The sequence below is a fragment of the Burkholderia pyrrocinia genome (assembly GCF_001028665.1).
In the GTDB taxonomy this organism is placed as follows: Bacteria; Pseudomonadota; Gammaproteobacteria; order Burkholderiales; family Burkholderiaceae; genus Burkholderia; species Burkholderia pyrrocinia.
Genome location: NZ_CP011503.1, coordinates 2,671,496 through 2,688,636, shown reverse-complemented (window position 1 = coordinate 2,688,636; position 17,141 = coordinate 2,671,496). Strand labels below are relative to the sequence as shown.

Annotated in this window: 16 protein-coding genes and 2 tRNA genes; 8 read left to right on the top strand and 10 right to left on the bottom strand. The window is 61.9% G+C overall.

All coding sequences use genetic code 11. The annotated features are described in order from the left end of the window. Positions 1 to 88 precede the first annotated feature (88 nt). A protein-coding gene (locus ABD05_RS36090; protein WP_148669060.1) for an IS3 family transposase occupies positions 89 to 1,251 on the bottom strand; the annotation gives its coding sequence in 2 pieces (ribosomal slippage) (positions 89 to 996 and positions 996 to 1,251; 1,164 coding nt in all). A gap of 265 nt (positions 1,252 to 1,516) precedes the next feature. On the opposite strand from ABD05_RS36090, the gene ABD05_RS37460 reads away from it, so the two are divergent. Then, the gene (locus tag ABD05_RS37460) at positions 1,517 to 2,983 is read left to right on the top strand and encodes a hypothetical protein (protein WP_148669072.1); all 1,467 of its coding nucleotides are present in this window, start codon (positions 1,517 to 1,519) and stop codon (positions 2,981 to 2,983) included. Positions 2,984 to 3,342: 359 nt separating this feature from the next. Here the strand turns inward: ABD05_RS37460 and ABD05_RS12340 are convergent. Together ABD05_RS12340 and ABD05_RS12335 are read right to left on the bottom strand one after the other, a co-directional pair. Further along, a tRNA-Arg gene (locus ABD05_RS12340) sits at positions 3,343 to 3,419 on the bottom strand. Positions 3,420 to 3,595: 176 nt separating this feature from the next. After that, positions 3,596 to 4,426: an undecaprenyl-diphosphate phosphatase gene (locus ABD05_RS12335; RefSeq protein WP_047900372.1), complete on the bottom strand. Its 831-nt coding sequence runs from the start codon at positions 4,424 to 4,426 to the stop codon at positions 3,596 to 3,598. 479 nt (positions 4,427 to 4,905) lie between these two features. Between ABD05_RS12335 and ABD05_RS12330 the strand changes: the two genes are divergently transcribed. The 5 genes from ABD05_RS12330 (at position 4,906) to ABD05_RS12310 (ending at position 10,422) form a co-directional block, all read left to right on the top strand. After that, positions 4,906 to 5,817 carry an aldose epimerase family protein gene (locus ABD05_RS12330; protein WP_047900371.1) on the top strand — a complete coding sequence of 304 codons (912 nt, stop codon included), beginning with the start codon at positions 4,906 to 4,908 and terminating at the stop codon, positions 5,815 to 5,817. A 133-nt stretch (positions 5,818 to 5,950) separates the two neighbouring features. Beyond that, positions 5,951 to 6,652, top strand: a complete 702-nt coding sequence (locus ABD05_RS12325) for a peptidoglycan DD-metalloendopeptidase family protein (protein WP_047900370.1) — start codon at positions 5,951 to 5,953, stop codon at positions 6,650 to 6,652. A gap of 366 nt (positions 6,653 to 7,018) precedes the next feature. After that, positions 7,019 to 8,638: an acyl-CoA synthetase gene (locus tag ABD05_RS12320; RefSeq protein WP_047900369.1), complete on the top strand. Its 1,620-nt coding sequence runs from the start codon at positions 7,019 to 7,021 to the stop codon at positions 8,636 to 8,638. A gap of 73 nt (positions 8,639 to 8,711) precedes the next feature. Continuing rightward, positions 8,712 to 9,035 (top strand): DUF2288 domain-containing protein, encoded by a 324-nt coding sequence (locus ABD05_RS12315; RefSeq protein WP_047900368.1) that lies wholly within the window; start codon positions 8,712 to 8,714, stop codon positions 9,033 to 9,035. 10 nt (positions 9,036 to 9,045) lie between these two features. After that, positions 9,046 to 10,422 carry an MATE family efflux transporter gene (locus ABD05_RS12310; protein WP_047900367.1) on the top strand — a complete coding sequence of 459 codons (1,377 nt, stop codon included), beginning with the start codon at positions 9,046 to 9,048 and terminating at the stop codon, positions 10,420 to 10,422. Positions 10,423 to 10,441: 19 nt separating this feature from the next. Here the strand turns inward: ABD05_RS12310 and ABD05_RS38595 are convergent, their stop codons facing one another. Then, positions 10,442 to 10,618 carry a hypothetical protein gene (locus ABD05_RS38595; RefSeq protein ID WP_167347845.1) on the bottom strand — a complete coding sequence of 59 codons (177 nt, stop codon included), beginning with the start codon at positions 10,616 to 10,618 and terminating at the stop codon, positions 10,442 to 10,444. A gap of 134 nt (positions 10,619 to 10,752) precedes the next feature. Here ABD05_RS38595 and ABD05_RS38590 point away from each other — a divergent pair, with 134 nt between their 5' ends. Then, positions 10,753 to 10,923 carry a hypothetical protein gene (locus ABD05_RS38590; RefSeq protein ID WP_167347844.1) on the top strand — a complete coding sequence of 57 codons (171 nt, stop codon included), beginning with the start codon at positions 10,753 to 10,755 and terminating at the stop codon, positions 10,921 to 10,923. Between the two features lie 210 nt (positions 10,924 to 11,133). Here the strand turns inward: ABD05_RS38590 and ABD05_RS12300 are convergent, their stop codons facing one another. Together ABD05_RS12300 and sixA are read right to left on the bottom strand one after the other, a co-directional pair. Next, positions 11,134 to 11,940, bottom strand: coding sequence for a GNAT family N-acetyltransferase (locus ABD05_RS12300; RefSeq protein ID WP_047900365.1), 807 nt, complete (start codon positions 11,938 to 11,940; stop codon positions 11,134 to 11,136). Between the two features lie 170 nt (positions 11,941 to 12,110). Further along, positions 12,111 to 12,572 carry a phosphohistidine phosphatase SixA gene (gene sixA, locus ABD05_RS12295; protein WP_047901181.1) on the bottom strand — a complete coding sequence of 154 codons (462 nt, stop codon included), beginning with the start codon at positions 12,570 to 12,572 and terminating at the stop codon, positions 12,111 to 12,113. A 161-nt stretch (positions 12,573 to 12,733) separates the two neighbouring features. On the opposite strand from sixA, the gene ABD05_RS12290 reads away from it, so the two are divergent. Then, positions 12,734 to 12,810 (top strand) — tRNA-Pro (locus ABD05_RS12290). Between the two features lie 532 nt (positions 12,811 to 13,342). Here the strand turns inward: ABD05_RS12290 and ABD05_RS36085 are convergent. From ABD05_RS36085 to ABD05_RS12270, 4 genes are read right to left on the bottom strand one after another with little or no spacing between them, the layout of a single operon-like run. Next, complete coding sequence (locus ABD05_RS36085; protein ID WP_082146090.1) at positions 13,343 to 13,831, bottom strand: hypothetical protein; 489 nt, start codon at positions 13,829 to 13,831, stop codon at positions 13,343 to 13,345. Positions 13,832 to 13,855: 24 nt separating this feature from the next. Next, positions 13,856 to 14,143: a PAAR domain-containing protein gene (locus ABD05_RS12280; protein ID WP_047900363.1), complete on the bottom strand. Its 288-nt coding sequence runs from the start codon at positions 14,141 to 14,143 to the stop codon at positions 13,856 to 13,858. A gap of 12 nt (positions 14,144 to 14,155) precedes the next feature. Then, the gene (locus ABD05_RS38295; protein ID WP_047900362.1) at positions 14,156 to 15,193 is read right to left on the bottom strand and encodes a T6SS immunity protein Tli4 family protein; all 1,038 of its coding nucleotides are present in this window, start codon (positions 15,191 to 15,193) and stop codon (positions 14,156 to 14,158) included. Next, a complete protein-coding gene (locus ABD05_RS12270; RefSeq protein WP_047900361.1) occupies positions 15,187 to 17,136 on the bottom strand; it encodes an esterase/lipase family protein in 1,950 nt (649 codons plus the stop codon). Before ABD05_RS12270 ends, ABD05_RS38295 begins: the two co-directional genes overlap by 7 nt. Positions 17,137 to 17,141 lie beyond the last annotated feature (5 nt).

Genomic DNA, 17,141 nt, shown 5'->3' with positions numbered 1-17,141 from the left:
TGTGCGACTTTCTCGAGTTTGCGAAGTACGGAAGTAGACCAGCCCTCGGCACGAATTCGATCAGCAAGCCTATACCATGATGTAGTGGTCAACTAATCCCGGACACTGCGTTAAGTTTTTCTTCCGCAACCGCCGGCGCCAGTCCGTCATTGAACTGATGCGGCCGTATCCAGTTGTACCGGTGCATCAGGTAGTGGCTGATGTCCCGGTGTGCCTCCTGCGCCGACATGTAGCCCACTGACGGTAGCCATTCGGTCTTGAAGCTGCGGAACAGCCTCTCCATCGGGGAGTTATCCCAACAATTTCCTCGACGGCTCATGCTCTGCTGTATCCGATAGCGCCAGAGGCGCTGACGGAATTTCCGGCTTGCATATTGGCCGCCTTGATCCGAGTGAAACAGCAAGCCTTGCGGTCGACCACGTTGCTCATAGGCCATCTCCAACGCCTGCACGACCAGATCGGCATCAGGGCGTGTCGAGAACGCCCAGCCAACAACCCGACGCGTGAACAGGTCGAGTACTACGGCCAGATAATGCCAACGGCCCTGCGCCCAGACATACGTGATGTCACCACACCACACCTGATTCGGCGTACCAACCTCGAATTCGCGATTGAGATGGTTCGAGATATCGATCCGCTCGACCGTGGCCTGCTTGTAGGCATGGCGGCCCGGCTGCTTGCAGATCAACCCGAGTTCTTCCATCAAGCGGCTGACCTTGAAGCGGCCAATCGCCGTACCTTCCTCGCGCATCATGCCCATGATGCTGCGACTGCCAGCAGAGCTTCGACTCTCGATGAACAGCTCGTGTACCCGGCTACGCAGTGCCATTCGCTCGGCATCAACGCGTCGGGCTCGCCATCGGTGTGCATACAGGCAGGACCGCGACACGTCGAATACCGCGCAGATCAGCTCGACCGATTCGCTTGCGCCAATCTGATCAATTACTTCGTACGTTCGATGCCTTCCGACATCAAGAGCGCGGTAGCCTTTTTTAAAATGGCCTTCTCACGCTCGAGGCGTTCGATACGCGCCTCGAGTTCCTGAATACGCTGTTGATCCGGCGTGATTGCCTTGCCCTGCGGCGTGACGCCCTGGCGTTCCATCTGAAGTTGCTGCACCCAGCGGCGCAGCACCGTCTCGCCGACGCCGACCGAGCGGCTTGCTTCCATATGGCTATAGCCCTGGTCGAGCACCAGACAGGCGGCTTGCTGTTTGAACTCCGGGGAAAACGTACGTCGTTGCTTGCTCATCAGACACCTCTTCATGGCGAACATTCTCGCCTAAATCAGTGTCCGGATTCATTAGACCACTACACTCACGTGCGAGCGGGCGGCGTAACTGCCCGCAGATAAGCGCAGCAGAATTGGGTTTGGAGCGCCGCTGTTACCAGCAAATATGACTGTACTCACATAGTGTCTCCTGACCATTGAAGCTATGTTCGGATGGACGCCGGTAGAATGCTCCATGTCAGACAAACAAGTACGGTTCCACCAAAACAGACCTACGGGGTAACGAATGACCACTCATCTGCTATCACAACTGTCTCTCCCGGACAGGTACGAACGCCTTGTAAGCAAGCTTGGGGCGGAAGTCGCGAATCTACTTCTCGCGCCTTCGACGTCAAACGTTGACGCGCTGCGGTCGCTGGCAAATGAAGTGCGTTCGCGTGATGAGGGCGTACTCGTCCCTGTGTTCGGTGAAACCGGGGTCGGAAAGACCACTTTTGTAATGAACGCGTCGCAGTGGATCCCTGCCCTCTATGGGCCGACCTGCGCCTATGACGGTGAGCTTACATTTGACGGATTAGTTGCGGCTGTGCGGGAATTCGTGAAGACACTACCCGCCGACAACAAGCGCATTATCCCGATCAATATCGATCATAGAGAGAATGCCCCACCGACCGATACCGAACTTGCGAGTTTGAAGCGATTCCTGCGAACCAACGCAGGAAACGTTCCTAGCATCGTCTTCTGGCCAGAGACGAGCAAGGACATTGCAGAAAACCTCTCAAAGCGGTATGTCGACATCGCCGGGGAAGCATCGATCAAGCTCCCACTGGCATACGACGGCCCTCCGAGAGAGGTATGGCAGGATACTGCGCGACATACCCTTGCGCTTGCGAATCGCATCAATAACCTCGAAGAACTCGGCATTGATCCGTCGAATTATTCGCCAGCCGAATTTCGGACGTTGGGTGGGTTCTTGCGGCGGATTGCTCATGAATTCAATGCGCAGGTCGAAACCCTACGCGGCGAACTCGAAAAGGCTGTCGCCGTTGTTATCGCATTCGTCAGCGAGAGTTCTGATCCAGGTGTCCTTGCGCAACTGACTTCCCCCTCACGGTATGGCCTACTAGACTCCCACGCGCTTGTGTCGGTCACATCGCAGAGCGAAATTGGAAAATGGTGGAACCACCGGCGCGGGTTGCTGACACGAACTATCGTCCAACTCAATGCATACGCGCTTTGTCTACCGCCCAGCGCCGCTGCGTCATGTATCCGCAACTTTTCGAGTTCGATGGAGCTATTCGATACTGCGGGCTACCGCCGGTATGGCAATGCACGGGGCGTACGCGATCTGCGACGATCCGACCTAGGCAAGCTTCTTTCTGGCGTTGAGCTTTCACGCTTTGAGGCACGCGGAACCCCCGGCGATGACGCGCTTGCAGCCTTCCAACTGCTTGCCGAATCCGGATTCAACCTAGGGAAAGACAAGAACCTGAACAAGATCATGGCAGCAGGCATAGAGGCCACGCTGAAAGACGCAGAGGTTCCCTTTGAGCGCGTTACATGCGAGGAGAAGCTCTCGTTTTGCGGGCTCATTCCCGATAACGCAATTTACGATCAGGATCGCGTCCTGTGCGTGGAGTACACATGGCGGAAGGGGGACTTCCTGTCTTCCGGCAACCGCTCCGCCGTCGCGGGGTACATCCTTGAAAAGCTACGAAACTATGCTCGCCAGTTGGGTTGGACAAATGACTGACCCGGCACGCTAGGCTGTCGCCCGTTTACATCAACCGTCATAGGCAACCGCGTCGCATTAGATATGCGGCATCTTGCAGTGCCTTGGTAGCGGGAAGCTTTGACAGCATACTCGACTCCCCTCCCGTGCCGCCTTCTGAAGTCTGGCGGAGGTGCGCGGGAGAACTCAAACAGTTCACGGCGCGCTGTAGGACCGCGCAGAAATCTCCATCATATTCGGCCCGGCAGTTTGAGCAGAGTGCGAACAGGAAGGTAGAATCTCGCCACGCTCTCGCCACAATGAGAGTGCATCAGACCTGTATCCAATCCTGACCAAGCGGTTAATGCGCGATTGTAAGTGCTTGAATAAGCGAATATTTCTGGCCCGCCCTACACGATTCGAACGTGTGACCTACGGCTTAGAAGGCCGTTGCTCTATCCAACTGAGCTAAGGGCGGTCGAGGAGAAAAGACACGGCCTGACGCGGACTGCATTCGGCACGGGGCTTTGAGTAACAGCAGCAACTGCACACCACAAACTCAACGCCCCGAAACAAAACGGGCCCGGCATGAAACCGAGCCCGAAATTATACCCGATCATCGCGTCACATCACGCGAGACCGGCTATCGCAGCATCAAACCGGCTGCGGATGCAGCATGAACCAGCCGAGGCAGAACACGCCGGCGATCACGCAATACACGCCGAACGACGCGAGCCGGCCGCGCCCTTCGAAATAGCGCATCAGGAACCGCACGCTCAGGTACGCGGCGATTGCCGTCAGCACGCCGCCGAGCAGCGCATCGGCGAGCTGGTCGCGCGCATGGAACAGCTTCGGCAGTTCGAGCACGCCCGCCGCGAAGATGATCGGCGTGCCAAGCAGGAACGAGAACTCCGCCGCCTTCTCCGCGGTCAACCCGGCGGCATTGCCCGCGATCATCGTCAGCCCGCTGCGCGAGAAGCCCGGAATCAGCGCGCCGATCTGCGCGAGGCCCACGAAGAACGCCTGCTTGAACGTCATCTTCTCGGGCGCCTGATGCGCGCGGCTGCGCTGGATGCGATCGCCGAGCCACAGCAGCACGCCGTTCACGATCAGCGCGACCGCGACGATCCGAAGGTCGTGAAACACGCGTTCGATGCGCTTCTCGAGGAGCAGCCCGACGATGCCGGTCGGGATCGTCCCGATGATCAGCGCCCACATCAGGTGCCCGTCGTCGTTCTTGCGGCCGCCGAGCTGCGCGAAGAAGCCGCCGATCAGCGCGATCCAGCGCGCGCGGAAGTACCACAGCAGCGCCAGCGCGGTGCCGAGGTGGAGCGCGACGAGGAACGGCAGCAGTTGCGGCGCGTGCTTGTCGATATGCATGCCGAACAGCGCCGGCGCGAGCAGCGTATGGCCCAGGCTGCTGACGGGGAAGAGTTCGGTGACGCCCTGCAGGACGCTCAGGAATACCAGAAACCAGAGACTCACGCGTCGGTCCTTTTAGTGAAGATTAAGCGGGAAGAAAGACGGACGACGCGATGCGCGTCCGAAAAAACGCGCCCCGATTATGCCGAGCCAGGATTACTGCGCCAAGGCATTTGGCCGGATATTGCGGCATTGCACACAAACGCTTGCAATTTGTAAGCGTACAGAAAGCAAAAAGCCCGCCATTTGCATGGCGGGCCTTTCGACTTCGGCAGTAATTGCCGTCAGCGGCCGAGCTGATAGAAAAATAATACCGTGCTGCCGGTGAACATGCCGAACAACGCGATACCCATTGCCATTGCCAGATCCATGGCCCCCTCCACGAAGTGTCATGACCCGGCAACATCACCGGTTTAGACGCATTATCCAGACCGTTGACAATGTTAAAAACTCGCAATTTCCCGAGAAGGGTTTTCCCCGACCGGCCGCGGCCCGATAATGGAGCGCGCCGTGTCCCGTCCACCCGCCCAACCCGATTCGCCATGCCGATCTTCCAGCAACACGACATTCACGAACTTCACGCCGGCCCGTCGCTCGTCCGGGTCGCCCCGCAATTCGGCGGCCGCCTGCTGTCATGGGACATCGACGGCGAGCCGGTCATCTTCTGGCCGGAAACGGCCGACTGGAGCAGCCTCGCGCGCGTGCGCGGCGGCAACCCGCTGCTGTTCCCGTTCCTCGGCCGCCATCGCGTCGACGGCGAACTCGGCCGCTGGCGCGATGCCGCCGGCGTGGTCCGCGACCTGCCGATGCATGGCTTCGCGCGCGACCTGCCGTTCGCCGCGCACCCGTCGGCCGACGGCGCCGCCTTGTCGATGACGCTCGACGCGAGCGACGCGCTGCGCGCGAGCTACCCGTTCGATTTCCGGTTCGAAACGACCTACCGGCTGGCCGACGCGCACACGCTCGAAGTCGCGCTCACGACGACCAATCGCGGCGACACGCCGCTGCCCTACTACGCCGGCCACCACTTCTATTTCGCGTTGCCGCACGGCGAACGCGCCGAAACCACGCTCGAGCTGCCGCCCACGCGCCGCTGCGCGCAGCACGCGGACGGTTCGATCAGCACGCCCGAGCCGGGCGAAGCCCGTTACCGCCTGGACAATCCGGACATCCTCGATCGCTTCCACTGCCTCGACGGCCAACCGTCGACGCCGGTGCGCATCGTGATGCCGGGCCGCCGCCGCACGATCGAGATCGCGCTCGACGTGCCGGGCTCGATCCCGTGGTACGCGGTCACGACCTGGACCGAAAAACCGGAGTCGGACTTCTACTGCGTCGAGCCGTGGCTCGGCCTGCCGGATGCGATCCACAACGGCCTCGGGCTGCGCATGCTCGCGCCGGGCGCAACCGAAACGGCCACGCTGCGGATCCGCGTGATCCCGCTCGCAGGCTGACAACGAGCGCGCCAACAAGGCGCGCGATAGCCTCGACCAAGGCCCCAAACTGCGGTGCGCGGGTCGAACCCGTTAAAATCGGACGTTTTGTGTTGCCTGCCGCGTCGTGCGCGGCAGGGTTTTGCGAGGTTCAATGTTCGGAACAACAACGAAGCGACTCTTCGCAGCCGCCTGCGCCGCCCTGCTCGTGGCGTGCGGCTCCGCGCCTGTCGGCCCCGGGTTCTACCGCGTCGAGCGTGGCGACACGCTCTACAAGATCGCGCGCGACAACCGCACGTCGGTACAGAACATCGTGCGCTGGAACCAGATGACGAACCCCGATGCGATCGAAGTCGACCAGGTGCTGCGCGTCGCGCCGCCGCCCGGCACGACCACCGCATCGACGCCGTCGACCACCGGCACCGGCAGTGCGGGCCGCGCCCGCCCCGCGCCTTCCGCACCGGCCGAATCGGCCGTCAAGCCGGCCACGAGCATTTCGCTGGTCTGGCCGGCGGCCGGCAATGTGGTCCGCACGTTCGACGGCTCGAAATCCAAGGGGATCGACATCGCGAACTCGCCGGGCACGGCGGTGATCGCGGCCGCGCCGGGCGTCGTGGTCTACGCGGGTAACGGGCTGCGCGGCTACGGCAACCTGATCATCCTGAAGCACAACGCCGACTACCTGACCGCGTACGCGCACAATCGCGCGCTGCTGGTGAAGGAAGGCCAGTCGGTCACGCAGGGGCAATCGATCGCGGAAATGGGCAACAGCGACAGCGATCGCGTCGCGCTGCATTTCGAATTGCGCTACGGCGGCCGCTCGATCGATCCGTCACGCTACCTGCCGGCGCGCTGAGCGCGCGACAGCCGGCGCGCGATGCGGGTGCGCATCGCGTGCCGTCTCGGGCAAAATCGGGAAGGTTGAATCAGCGCTTGCGCAGACGGCCGGTAAACCGGCCGGACAGCGGATCGACGTGGCGGGCAAACGCCACCAGCACGCCGATTCCGATCAGGCTGAACCCCGCAGCAATCAGAAGCAAATCCATGGTCCTATCACTGTTGTGTCGTGATCTTATGCGTCATTGTGAAATCGTGCACTGAGCCGCCGCTATTGGACGAGCCCGAACATTCCCTATCCGCAGACACCATTGTGGATTCGTCTGCGTGAAACCCTGATGTAAGCCGTTCGCCCGACGCCACGTTCGACACCCAGGAGACCGCGATGCTGCCCGCCGCCGACCGCTACGACGACCTGCTCTCCCGCTTCCGGTGGGCCGTTCCGGCCCGCTACAACATCGGCGTGGACGTCTGCGACAAATGGGCCGACGGCAGCGGGCGCCTCGCGCTGATCCACGAAACGGCGCAAGGCGACGTTTTCCGCATCACGTTCGACGACCTGAGGAATGCCTCTAACCGGCTCGCGAACAGCTTTGCGCGCGCCGGCCTGCGACGCGGCGACCGGATCGCCATCTTTCTCGCGCAGGGCCCCGAAACAGCCATTGCGCATCTCGCCGCGTACAAGCTCGGCGCGATCGCGGTGCCGCTCTTCACGCTGTTCGGCGTCGATGCGCTGGAATACCGGCTCGCGAACAGCGAAGCATCCGCGCTCGTCACCGACGCGGCCGGCTACGCGAAAATCGCGCCGCTGCGCGCGCAACTGCCGGCACTGCACACCGTCTACTGTATCGGCGACGATGCACCCGACGCGCCGGGCGTGCTGCGCTACGACGCGGCGCTCGCCGCCGAAACGCCCGAGTTCGTGCCGGTCGATACGGCCGCCGACGATCCGGCGGTGATCATCTACACGTCCGGCACGACCGGCAAACCGAAAGGCGCGCTGCACGCGCATCGCGTGCTGCTGGGCCACCTGCCGGGCGTCGAGATGTCGCAGCAATGCTTCCCGCGCGACGCGCGCCTGTTCTGGACGCCGGCCGACTGGGCGTGGATCGGCGGCCTGCTCGACGTGCTGCTGCCGTCCTGGCATCACGGCGTGCCCGTGCTCGCCCGCCGTTTCGAGAAATTCGACGGCGACGCGGCGTTCGCGCTGATGGCACGGCACGGCGTCACACACGCGTTCCTGCCGCCCACCGCGCTGAAGCTGATGCGCGTCGTGGAGCGGCCGCGCGAACGCTACGCGCTGTCGCTGAAATCGGTCGCGAGCGGCGGGGAATCGCTCGGCACCGAGCTGACGGCGTGGGGACGCGACGCGCTCGGCGTGACGATCAACGAGTTCTACGGGCAAACCGAGTGCAACATGGTGCTGTCGTCGTGTGCGGCGCTGTTCGATGCGCAGCCGGGCGCGATCGGCAAGGCCGTGCCCGGTCATGCGGTCGCGATCGTCGACGCGGACGGCACGCCGCTGCCGCCCGGCGTCGAAGGACGCATCGCGGTGCGCCGCCCCGACCCGGTGATGTTCCTCGAATACTGGCGCAATCCCGGCGCGACACGCGACAAGTTCGCGGGCGACTACCTGCTCACCGGCGATACGGGCACGATCGACGCCGACGGCTTCGTGCGCTTCGTCGGCCGCGACGACGACGTGATCACGAGCGCCGGCTACCGGATCGGCCCGGGCCCGATCGAGGACTGCCTGCTCACGCATCCGGCGGTGCGGATGGCGGCGGTCGTCGGCGTCCCCGACGCGACGCGCACCGAGATCGTCAAGGCGTTCGTCGTGCTGAACCCCGGCCATGTCGGCGACGACGCGCTCGTCAGCGCGCTGCAGGCGCACGTGCGCACGCGGCTCGCCGCGCACGAGTATCCGCGCGCGATCGCGTTCGTCGACAGCCTGCCGATGACCGCCACCGGCAAGATCGTGCGCCGCGCGCTGCGCGACGCGTGAGCCGCCCACCGCCCGCTCGGCCCGCCCGGCCGGATGGTTTATAGTGGCGCCACGCAGTCTTTCCAAGAAACCGATGTCCTCCGAACACCAATCCGCCACGGGCGCGTCGCACAGCCCGCTCTACGCCAAACTCCTCGGCGAGACCGCCAAGATCGACTGGTGCGATCTCGAGCGCTTCTTCGCGCAGGGCAAGCTGCTGTCCGTCGCGCGCGACCTCGATCTCGTCAGCGTCGCGGAAGCGATCGCCGGCGACGAAGCCGAACAGGTCACGCGCTGGCTGTCGGCCGGCCTCGTCGCGCGCATGCCGGCCGAGACCGCCGCCGACTACGCGGCGCGCAACCCGGAGCTGTGGGCGGTCGTCGTATCGCCGTGGGTTTGCGTGCAGGAACGCGCCTGACGCGTCCGCCATGTCCGAATCCGCGTTACCGCACGGGGCCGGCACTGGCTCGGCCACCGTCACGCACCGGCGCGTCCTCGCGCTCGCCTTCCCGATCGTCCTTGCGAACCTGACCCAGCCGATCCTCGGTGCCGTCGACACGGCCGTCGCCGGCCACCTCGACGGCGCGCAGTATCTCGGCGGCGTCGCGCTCGGCGGGCTGTTCTTCAATTTCGTGTTCTGGGGCTTCGGCTTCCTGCGGATGGGAACGACCGGCCTCGTCGCGCAGGCGCACGGCGCCGGTGATGATGCCGGCATCCGCCTGAACCTGCTGCGCGCGTTGATCGTCGCATTCGCGCTCGGCGCCGCGGTGCTCGCGCTGCAGGTACCGCTGCTGTCGTTCGCGCTGACCGCGCTCGGCGGCAGCGATGCCGTCCGCGCGACGGCGCTCGCGTACAGCCACGCGCGGATCTGGAGCGCACCGTTCGCGCTCGCGAACTACGTCGTGCTCGGCTACCTGCTCGGCGTGCAACGGGTCCGGCTTGCGCTCGTCGCGCAGGTGTTCATCAACGCGGTGAACATCGGCGCCGTGCTGCTCTACGTGTATGGCTTCGGCTGGGGCATCGCCGGCATCGGCGCCGCGACCGCCACCGCGGACGCATGCGGCTTCGCGCTCGGCGCGTGGATGCTGTGGCGGTTGCGCCCGCGCGGCCTCGGGCCGATTGCCGCCCGTGCGCTCGCCGACCGCGTGGCGCTCAAGCGGCTGATCGTACTCAATCGCGACATCTTCCTGCGCACGCTGTGCCTGCTCGGTGCATTCGGCTGGTTCGCGCACCTCGGCGCGAAACAGGGCGATGCGACACTCGCGGCGAACGCGCTGCTGCTGAATTTCCAGACCTTCATGGCGTACGGCCTCGACGGTTTCGCGCATGCGGCCGAGGCGCTCGTCGGCGCGGCGGCCGGTGCTCGCGACCGGAACGCATTCCGGCAGGCCGTACGCGTCACGTTGTTCTGGTCGGCGCTCGGCGCGCTGCTGTTCGCGCTGGTTTACTGGGCTGCCGGCGGCTGGATCGTCGCGCGCCTGACCGATCAGGCCGAGATCCGCGCGGTCGCGCTGCGCTACCTGCCGTGGGCCGCGATCTCGCCGATCGTGTCCGTCTGGGGCTTCCTGCTCGACGGCGTGTTCATCGGCGCCACGCAGACGCAATCGCTGATGCGCGCGATGGTCGTGTCGTTCTCGATCTTCATCGCGGCCACGCTCGCCGTCGGCACATTCGGCAATCACGGCCTCTGGTTCGCGCTGCTGCTGTTCATGGCTGCGCGCGGCGCGACGCTCGCGCGCTACCTGCCGGGGCTGCTGCGGCGCATTGGCGCCGACGCGCACGCCGCACCCGCGGCACGCGCCTGACGGCCGGCCAGGCCGATCGTTACTGCACGGGCTTCGGCGGCGGCGCGTCGAGCATCGACGGCGGCGTCATGTCGGTCGGCACGCCGTGATAGTCGGCCGGATCTTCCGGCGGGTGGCCGCTGCGGGCCTGACGAGGATCGCTGGTGCAGCCGGCAAGAAGCGTTGCGGCCAGCACGGCCAGCATGAAACGGGTCATCGGGTATGGCTCCGGAAATCGGCGCGCCCATCGCGCCAGGACCGCGCCGAGTCTAGCGGAAATCCGGTTTCGGGGTCGCGCTGCGCATGTCCTACTATGTACGCATGGCGCTGTGCCGAGGAAAGGAGGCTGCCATGTCGTCTGAGGAAATTGCGGGCCTGATCGGTCTGTTCATCGGTCTGATGGTGCTGGTCGCGCTGTCGTACTTCGAGGCCCGCGAATACAAGCGGAGCCACGACGGTGAAGGGATGATCCACCACTGGATGGCGGAACACCACCTGCTCGACTGGCGGCGCAAGCACTGAGCAAGCCGCCCCGCCGTCCGGCCAGTGTCGAACCCGGGCCGTTCGCCAACGTGCCATCCCGTGGCACGGCAGGAACCGCGTTTCGTCGAAATTAACAGGGCCGGATACACTCACGTTGACTGAATGCACGAACGCCGTCGCGCGGCAGGCTGCCGCGCGACGGCGTTTGCTTGCGCGCGCCCGGAACGGGCGCGACGCGATTCAGAAGGCTCAGCCCAGGAAGTGGCGGGCGTAGCGCGCGTTGATGTCCGACAGGCGGAACAGCGTCAGGAAATCCGCGCAGTTGAAGTCGGGATCCCAGGCCGGTGCGCCGCAGATCTTCGCGCCGAGACGCAGGTAACCCTTGATCAGCGGCGGCGGCGCCACGGCGACGCCCGTCTGCAGTTCGTCGACCGGCAGTGCCGTGTGCGGGAATGCGCGGTACTCGGGCGCCGTCAGCGAGCTCGCCGCCAGCGACTGGTACAGGTTCGCCGCATAGTGGCCGCCGTCGGCCATCGACACGCTCGCGCAGCCGAGCATCGTCTCGTAGCCGTTCTGCATCATGTACGCGCCGAGGCCACCCCACAGCGCCATGATGACGGCGCCGCTGCGGTAGTCGCTGTGCACGCACGAGCGGCCGACCTCGACCATCTTGCCGCGCAGGTGCGTGAGGCGCGACAGGTCGAATTCGCCTTCGGCGTACAGGCGGCCGACACGCGCCGCCTGGTGCGGCGGCAGCACGCGATACGTGCCGACGACCTTCAGCGTATCGAGATCGCGAACCAGCAGGTGGTCGCAGTACGCATCGAACGGATCGACATCGAGACCGGAGGGGCCGCTGACCTGCGCGCCCATCTCTTCGGCGAACACGCTGTAACGCAGGCGCTGGGCTTCACGCAATTCGTCTTCCGTACGGGCCCACGCAGCGCGCAGGCGATACTCGGATGTGACGGTTTCAGCAGCGCGCGGCAGGTGGCGCCGCGACGTGTCGAGGGGCAGCGAGGCAAAGGGGAGCGTAGGCGTCGGCAGTTCTCGCATTAGGCTTTCCTGATCGTAAGGAATAGGACGACATGCCCGCCAATGTAGTAATCGGCCGTGACCGTTATGTGGCACGACCGTGTCCTTTCAATGACGTGTCGCCGAATTGACTTTAGCAGAAAGCTTGCGAAACCGTCTGATCAATCCCTCCAAACCCCTTCAGGCCTGCTTCACACGAGTTCCGGCGTCAATACCGCCCGCAGCACGGCCTGCCGGCTGCCGTCACGCGTGCGGCTCGCAAGCCACACGATTCCGCCCTTCTTGACGCTCCAACTGTCGTCGCTGCCGGCGATCAGTTGCGCGGCGACGCTGCCGAGCGTCGGCTGGTGCCCGACGATGACGACCGTCGGCGCGAGGCCTTCCGGCCAGCCGGCCGCCGCCAGCACCTCGTCGATGCTGCCGCCCGGCGCGAGCGCGTCGACGGTCCGATACTGGTCGGTCAGTGCCTCGGCGGTCTGCACGGTGCGGGCCGCCGGGCTCGCGAGGATCACGGCGTTCGTCTCGAGCCGGCCACGCAGCCATTTGGCCATCGCCTGCGCGTCCTTGCGGCCACGGACGGTCAATTGGCGTGCGAGATCGCTCGTCGCGTAGTCTTCGGCTTCGGCGTGGCGCCACAGGATCAGGTTCATCATGATGTTCTCCTTGCTTCGGCAAGCGGCCGCGCGCACGTGCGTCCGGGCCGGCCGATCTTGGTGCGAATTGTCGCAAATCGCGGCCGGTTCACCGCTGCGGCATGTACCCGCATATAGCGATTGACCGAATCAGTAGTTAGACGATACAATCTTTGGCTCGTCGGAGCGTAGCGCAGCCTGGTAGCGCATCTGATTTGGGATCAGAGGGTCGTAGGTTCGAATCCTATCGCTCCGACCAAAGGAATCAAGGGGTTACGGTTAAACACCGTAGCCCCTTTTTCTTTGGCGTTCCGTCGTGCCATTGCTACTACTTTGCTACCATCTGGAGCGATTTCCATAAGGGACCGTTCCGATGGCTCCCTACCCGATCCCCGCCCAGCACCGCTCATTCGTCACCCCGCCGACTGGCGAGACGAGAGCCAACACCCTCGCCCCGATCTACTCGCCCCGTCTATCCGGTCTTGGGAACTCCTGCGATGCAGCAATGAATATGCGCAGGAACGTGATTGTTCTCGCAACGGAACCGATATTGACTCAATACGCAGCGCAACTCGCGAGCCATCAGCGTGAATCCTGCTGCCGCGAGGTAGTCGCGCAATCCTTGCGAGACAATTATCACCGGTGACCGTAAAAACCGTATTCGCCGCCACTTACAAACGGGTCCCATTCAACAATCCGGCCCAGGTGCCGGGCCGAGTGATCGGAATGCCGCGATCCGCCGTCGATGGGCCGCCTTCCTCAGTGACGAGCGTCTGCTCAATCAATGCCATTCAGCGCATAAAGTTTACGTAACACTCCTTTTTCTCGACTTCTTCGCCTTTAAATCCCTTCTGACTCATGCACGAGGAGATTTCATCCTCACCCGGATGCAAATTAAAAATGCGATTTTTTGCTTCATGAGGGATACCATTATTCAACTCGAATTTCGCCTCTTCGCAAATCGCCTTGGCAAGACCGATTTTTACTGGCTCACCAGTGATGACGTTGAGAATTTTTTCATACTCCGAGTTCCGGCAGGAAAAAACAGTCTTCTTGAGGTGATCTGCATATACGGCGTCGATGCATTGATCGCTCTCCTTGTCGGCATCTTTGAATATCGCGCCAAGGGTTTGTGACTTCCATTTGAATTCCGAGCGTGTGGATTCGTCAAATGGCCAGCATCCGCACCCCGCTAGCATCGAAATGCCACCGGCAATAATGCCTGTTAACGTCAGGCGAAGGAGGCGTCGATTTCGCAATTGCATCTCTTTGTGATTCATGGAAGGTACGTGAGAATCGCCCCCTCAGACCTCGATATACGATACCGACTGTGACGCCACCAGCTTCGGCGGCATTGGACATGCGCACCGACAGAGGTCGTCACTTAACGCCGACTGTCGACCATCCGGTCCGGTGCTCGAATGACGCGGGCCGTCGCACACGATCACGCCGAGTGTCTTGCACACCGGGCACCACACCGGATCGTGCTCGTACGCTTGTTCGCGACCGTGCAGCATGTCCAGTCCGTCACCAGCCTGCACGATGCCGCCCACCGTCGTCGTGTCGCCTTTCACGATGTCATAGCGCTTCATACGGCTCTCCGCTCAGACAGCGCCCGGTCTCAACCGTAAACTGTTCAAGAGCGTATCCCACACTTGCAGCGCGCTCCCCTCGTCGACCGGGGACGTCGCCTCTTCCGGCTTCAAGTCGGGACTACTCGCGCCAAGCAGCAATTGAATAGCCGTATGCGGCTTCGCCAGCGTGCTCGAATCGCCCGGTGCAAGCAGATAAAAGCGGTACGAGGTGATGTCGCCTTCCTTCAGTTCGAACAACACTTCCTCGGCATCCATCCCTGCAACCGTTCGCTTGCCCTGTCGCAGGATCCGATAATGTCCGGACATCCGGTCCATCTGCGCGCGTAACTGTGGCAACGTCTTAGTTAGTGACTCTTTCTGATCCGAGCCCACCGCATCACGCAGCTGAATAACCAGTAACGCCGGACGGCCCGGCATCAATGCAAACGACTGGCTAACTTCCTCGGTATAGGTCGATGAACCCGTGACAATCCCACCATCGAAGCAGAACCCCGATTCGGTCGGTATAGTCCAGTTGTCTCTCGCCTTAATACGACGAATTGTATCGTTATAGATTTCCTCCGCTCGATCAATAGCAGTTGCGCCGATCATCCCCTTCGTTCGAACCACTTTGTCATCAAAGAAAACATAACCCTCGGTTTCAAAAGGCAGCTTTTCGACCTTTGCCACCGCATCTTCAAACACAAAAACCCGAGAATTTGGCACCGGCGAAAAAGCCTTCTCCAACCATGCGCGGCCTGTTTTTTCTTTCAGATTTACCGGGTTAATGCGCTGCTTAGTTCTCAGTTCTTTTTCCCGCGCAACAATTTCAGCTTGGTATGTCGCCGACGAGACGTTGTATTGGGTTGTTAACTTCTCCCCTCGAAACTCATATCGCTGATTCGAAATCTTGCTCGTTGCCGGCCGATCGAATAAAAAACGGCCAATACACCACGGGCGCGGCTTGGATAGCAAGGAATTAGTCATCGTTGGTTCCCCGGAAAACACAGTCGTACAGGCGCACACGCCCACCACAAGCAATAGAAACTTCTGTAAACCTTTCAACATGACGGCTCCGGCGCATCCTGCGCGATCTGTACAACGCTGTAGAGTAATGCCCATCGCGTCCACGGATGGTCATAGCTCCCTTGGTGATCGTAGCCCCCCTGCATAAACGCCAATTGCACACCTTTGGCCGGATCGCCTTTTACCCCGGGCTTCAGACCTCGTGCCTGTGCTTCGGCTGACCATGCAGGCACCGTACCATCACCCGGAATAATGCCGTTCTTATCCGGATCAGGCGCCGTCGCCCCGTTGGGCAACTTCGCGACCTTCTGAACCTCAAAATCGATGGACAGCTTGTGCGAATCCAAATATACCCGCACGTTACCTGTATGCGAATCATCGGCGCGCATGAACCTCGCAGCACGCAATTCTTCTTCCGTTACTCCCGGAGGGATATTCCCCCTCCAAATCACCTTACCGAATGTCAACACATCTTCGAGCGACTTCCCTTTTTCCACGCTCGGTTTGCCCTTACCCTCGCTTTCCGTCTTGATATCAGCGTGCGATTTTTGACCCAGAGCCCCAATATCATTGTATGCCGCGTACGTCTTTCCATGATAGACGTCTTTAATCTGACTTTGCTTCGCCACAACGTCCTTCAAGAGAAAATTAAATTTCTGAGAGACGGTTAAATCCTGATTATCGGCCTTCAACTTCCCTGCCACAGTTCCAGCCGGGTCCAGCAAAGAATCATCTGGAACCAATCCGTACCAATTCGAATTAAGATAGATTTCATTGTAAGCGTCGCCATCCTTCGGCAACTGCATCACCGGTTCGCCATTGAGCCGTGCGAATACCCACCATGGGTCACCGTTGATGTAGTCAGGCATCGGTATCAGTTCCAAAGGCCCAGGTGCATTCGCCATCACCGCCACAAATTCGTCGGCATCGCGACCGACAAGACTGCCGTTAATGAAGCTGTTCATACCGCCTTCATTGCCGCCGCCCGTCCTGAACCGCTTTACCGCAACCGGAGCCCCCGTCGCGGGCTGCACGTTATGAAACACCCCGTGCATCAAACCTTCCGCCCCATGCATTGCAATCGCCATCCGGGCCACCAATCCCCCCATCGAATGGGTGAGAATGATTGCCTTCCCGCTATTGTTCTCCGCGATGATTTCCTTGATCCCCATCAACCGCGTCGTTTTCTGCGTCTTCGGATCAAAGTAGTTGGAACCGTCGACCACCTGCTTTCCCGAGTCCGCATTCGACTGCAACCAGTTATAACCGATGGCGTACACGCGATACCGAAACTTCGAGAAATGCTCGAATTCTGCAGAATCCAAGGTGATTTTCCCGCCTTTTCCAAGCGCACCGTAGTCGGACGGATCGGTGTCGATCACCGGCTTGAGCGTCCATTTCTCTCCGTTAGGGTCCGGCGTGACCCACGGCCCATGCGGTTCACCCAGAAGCTTCGGCTGATTCAGCGTCTCTTCGAGCCATGCCAGCACCGGGTGATAGCTCGTGCGATGAATCGAACCCCACCCGCGCCGCCTCGCTTCTTTTTCGTCAACGAACTGCTCCGGGGTGTCGTTCTTGCCATGCTTGCCGACATTGATCGGCCCGAGCGGCGTCACCGCAGCCTTACTTGGATCGAATTGTTTTTCTCGCGATGATGCTTTCGTGAACCACAAGCCAATAAGTGCCGGAAGGGCACCTAGTTTTCCGAACATACCGTCCGTGTTCGGCGCAAAGAACAGTTCATTGCCGTTTTCCTTGTCGGTCAGCAATGACCCCATCACGCCCGGCAGAAAGATCACGGGGATAATGGGTCGTACATCGCACAACAGTTCCTTTTGTCGCGTATCGCTTGCAGGAGTGAGCGTGAATGTTCCATACGACGACCCGTCTGGAGCGGTCCGCCCCATTTGCCGCACGACCTCTTGCTCAGCATCGTCGCTGAACGGCGAGTCGCCCCCTTGATTACCTGCCTGATTGTCGCTCATAGGAT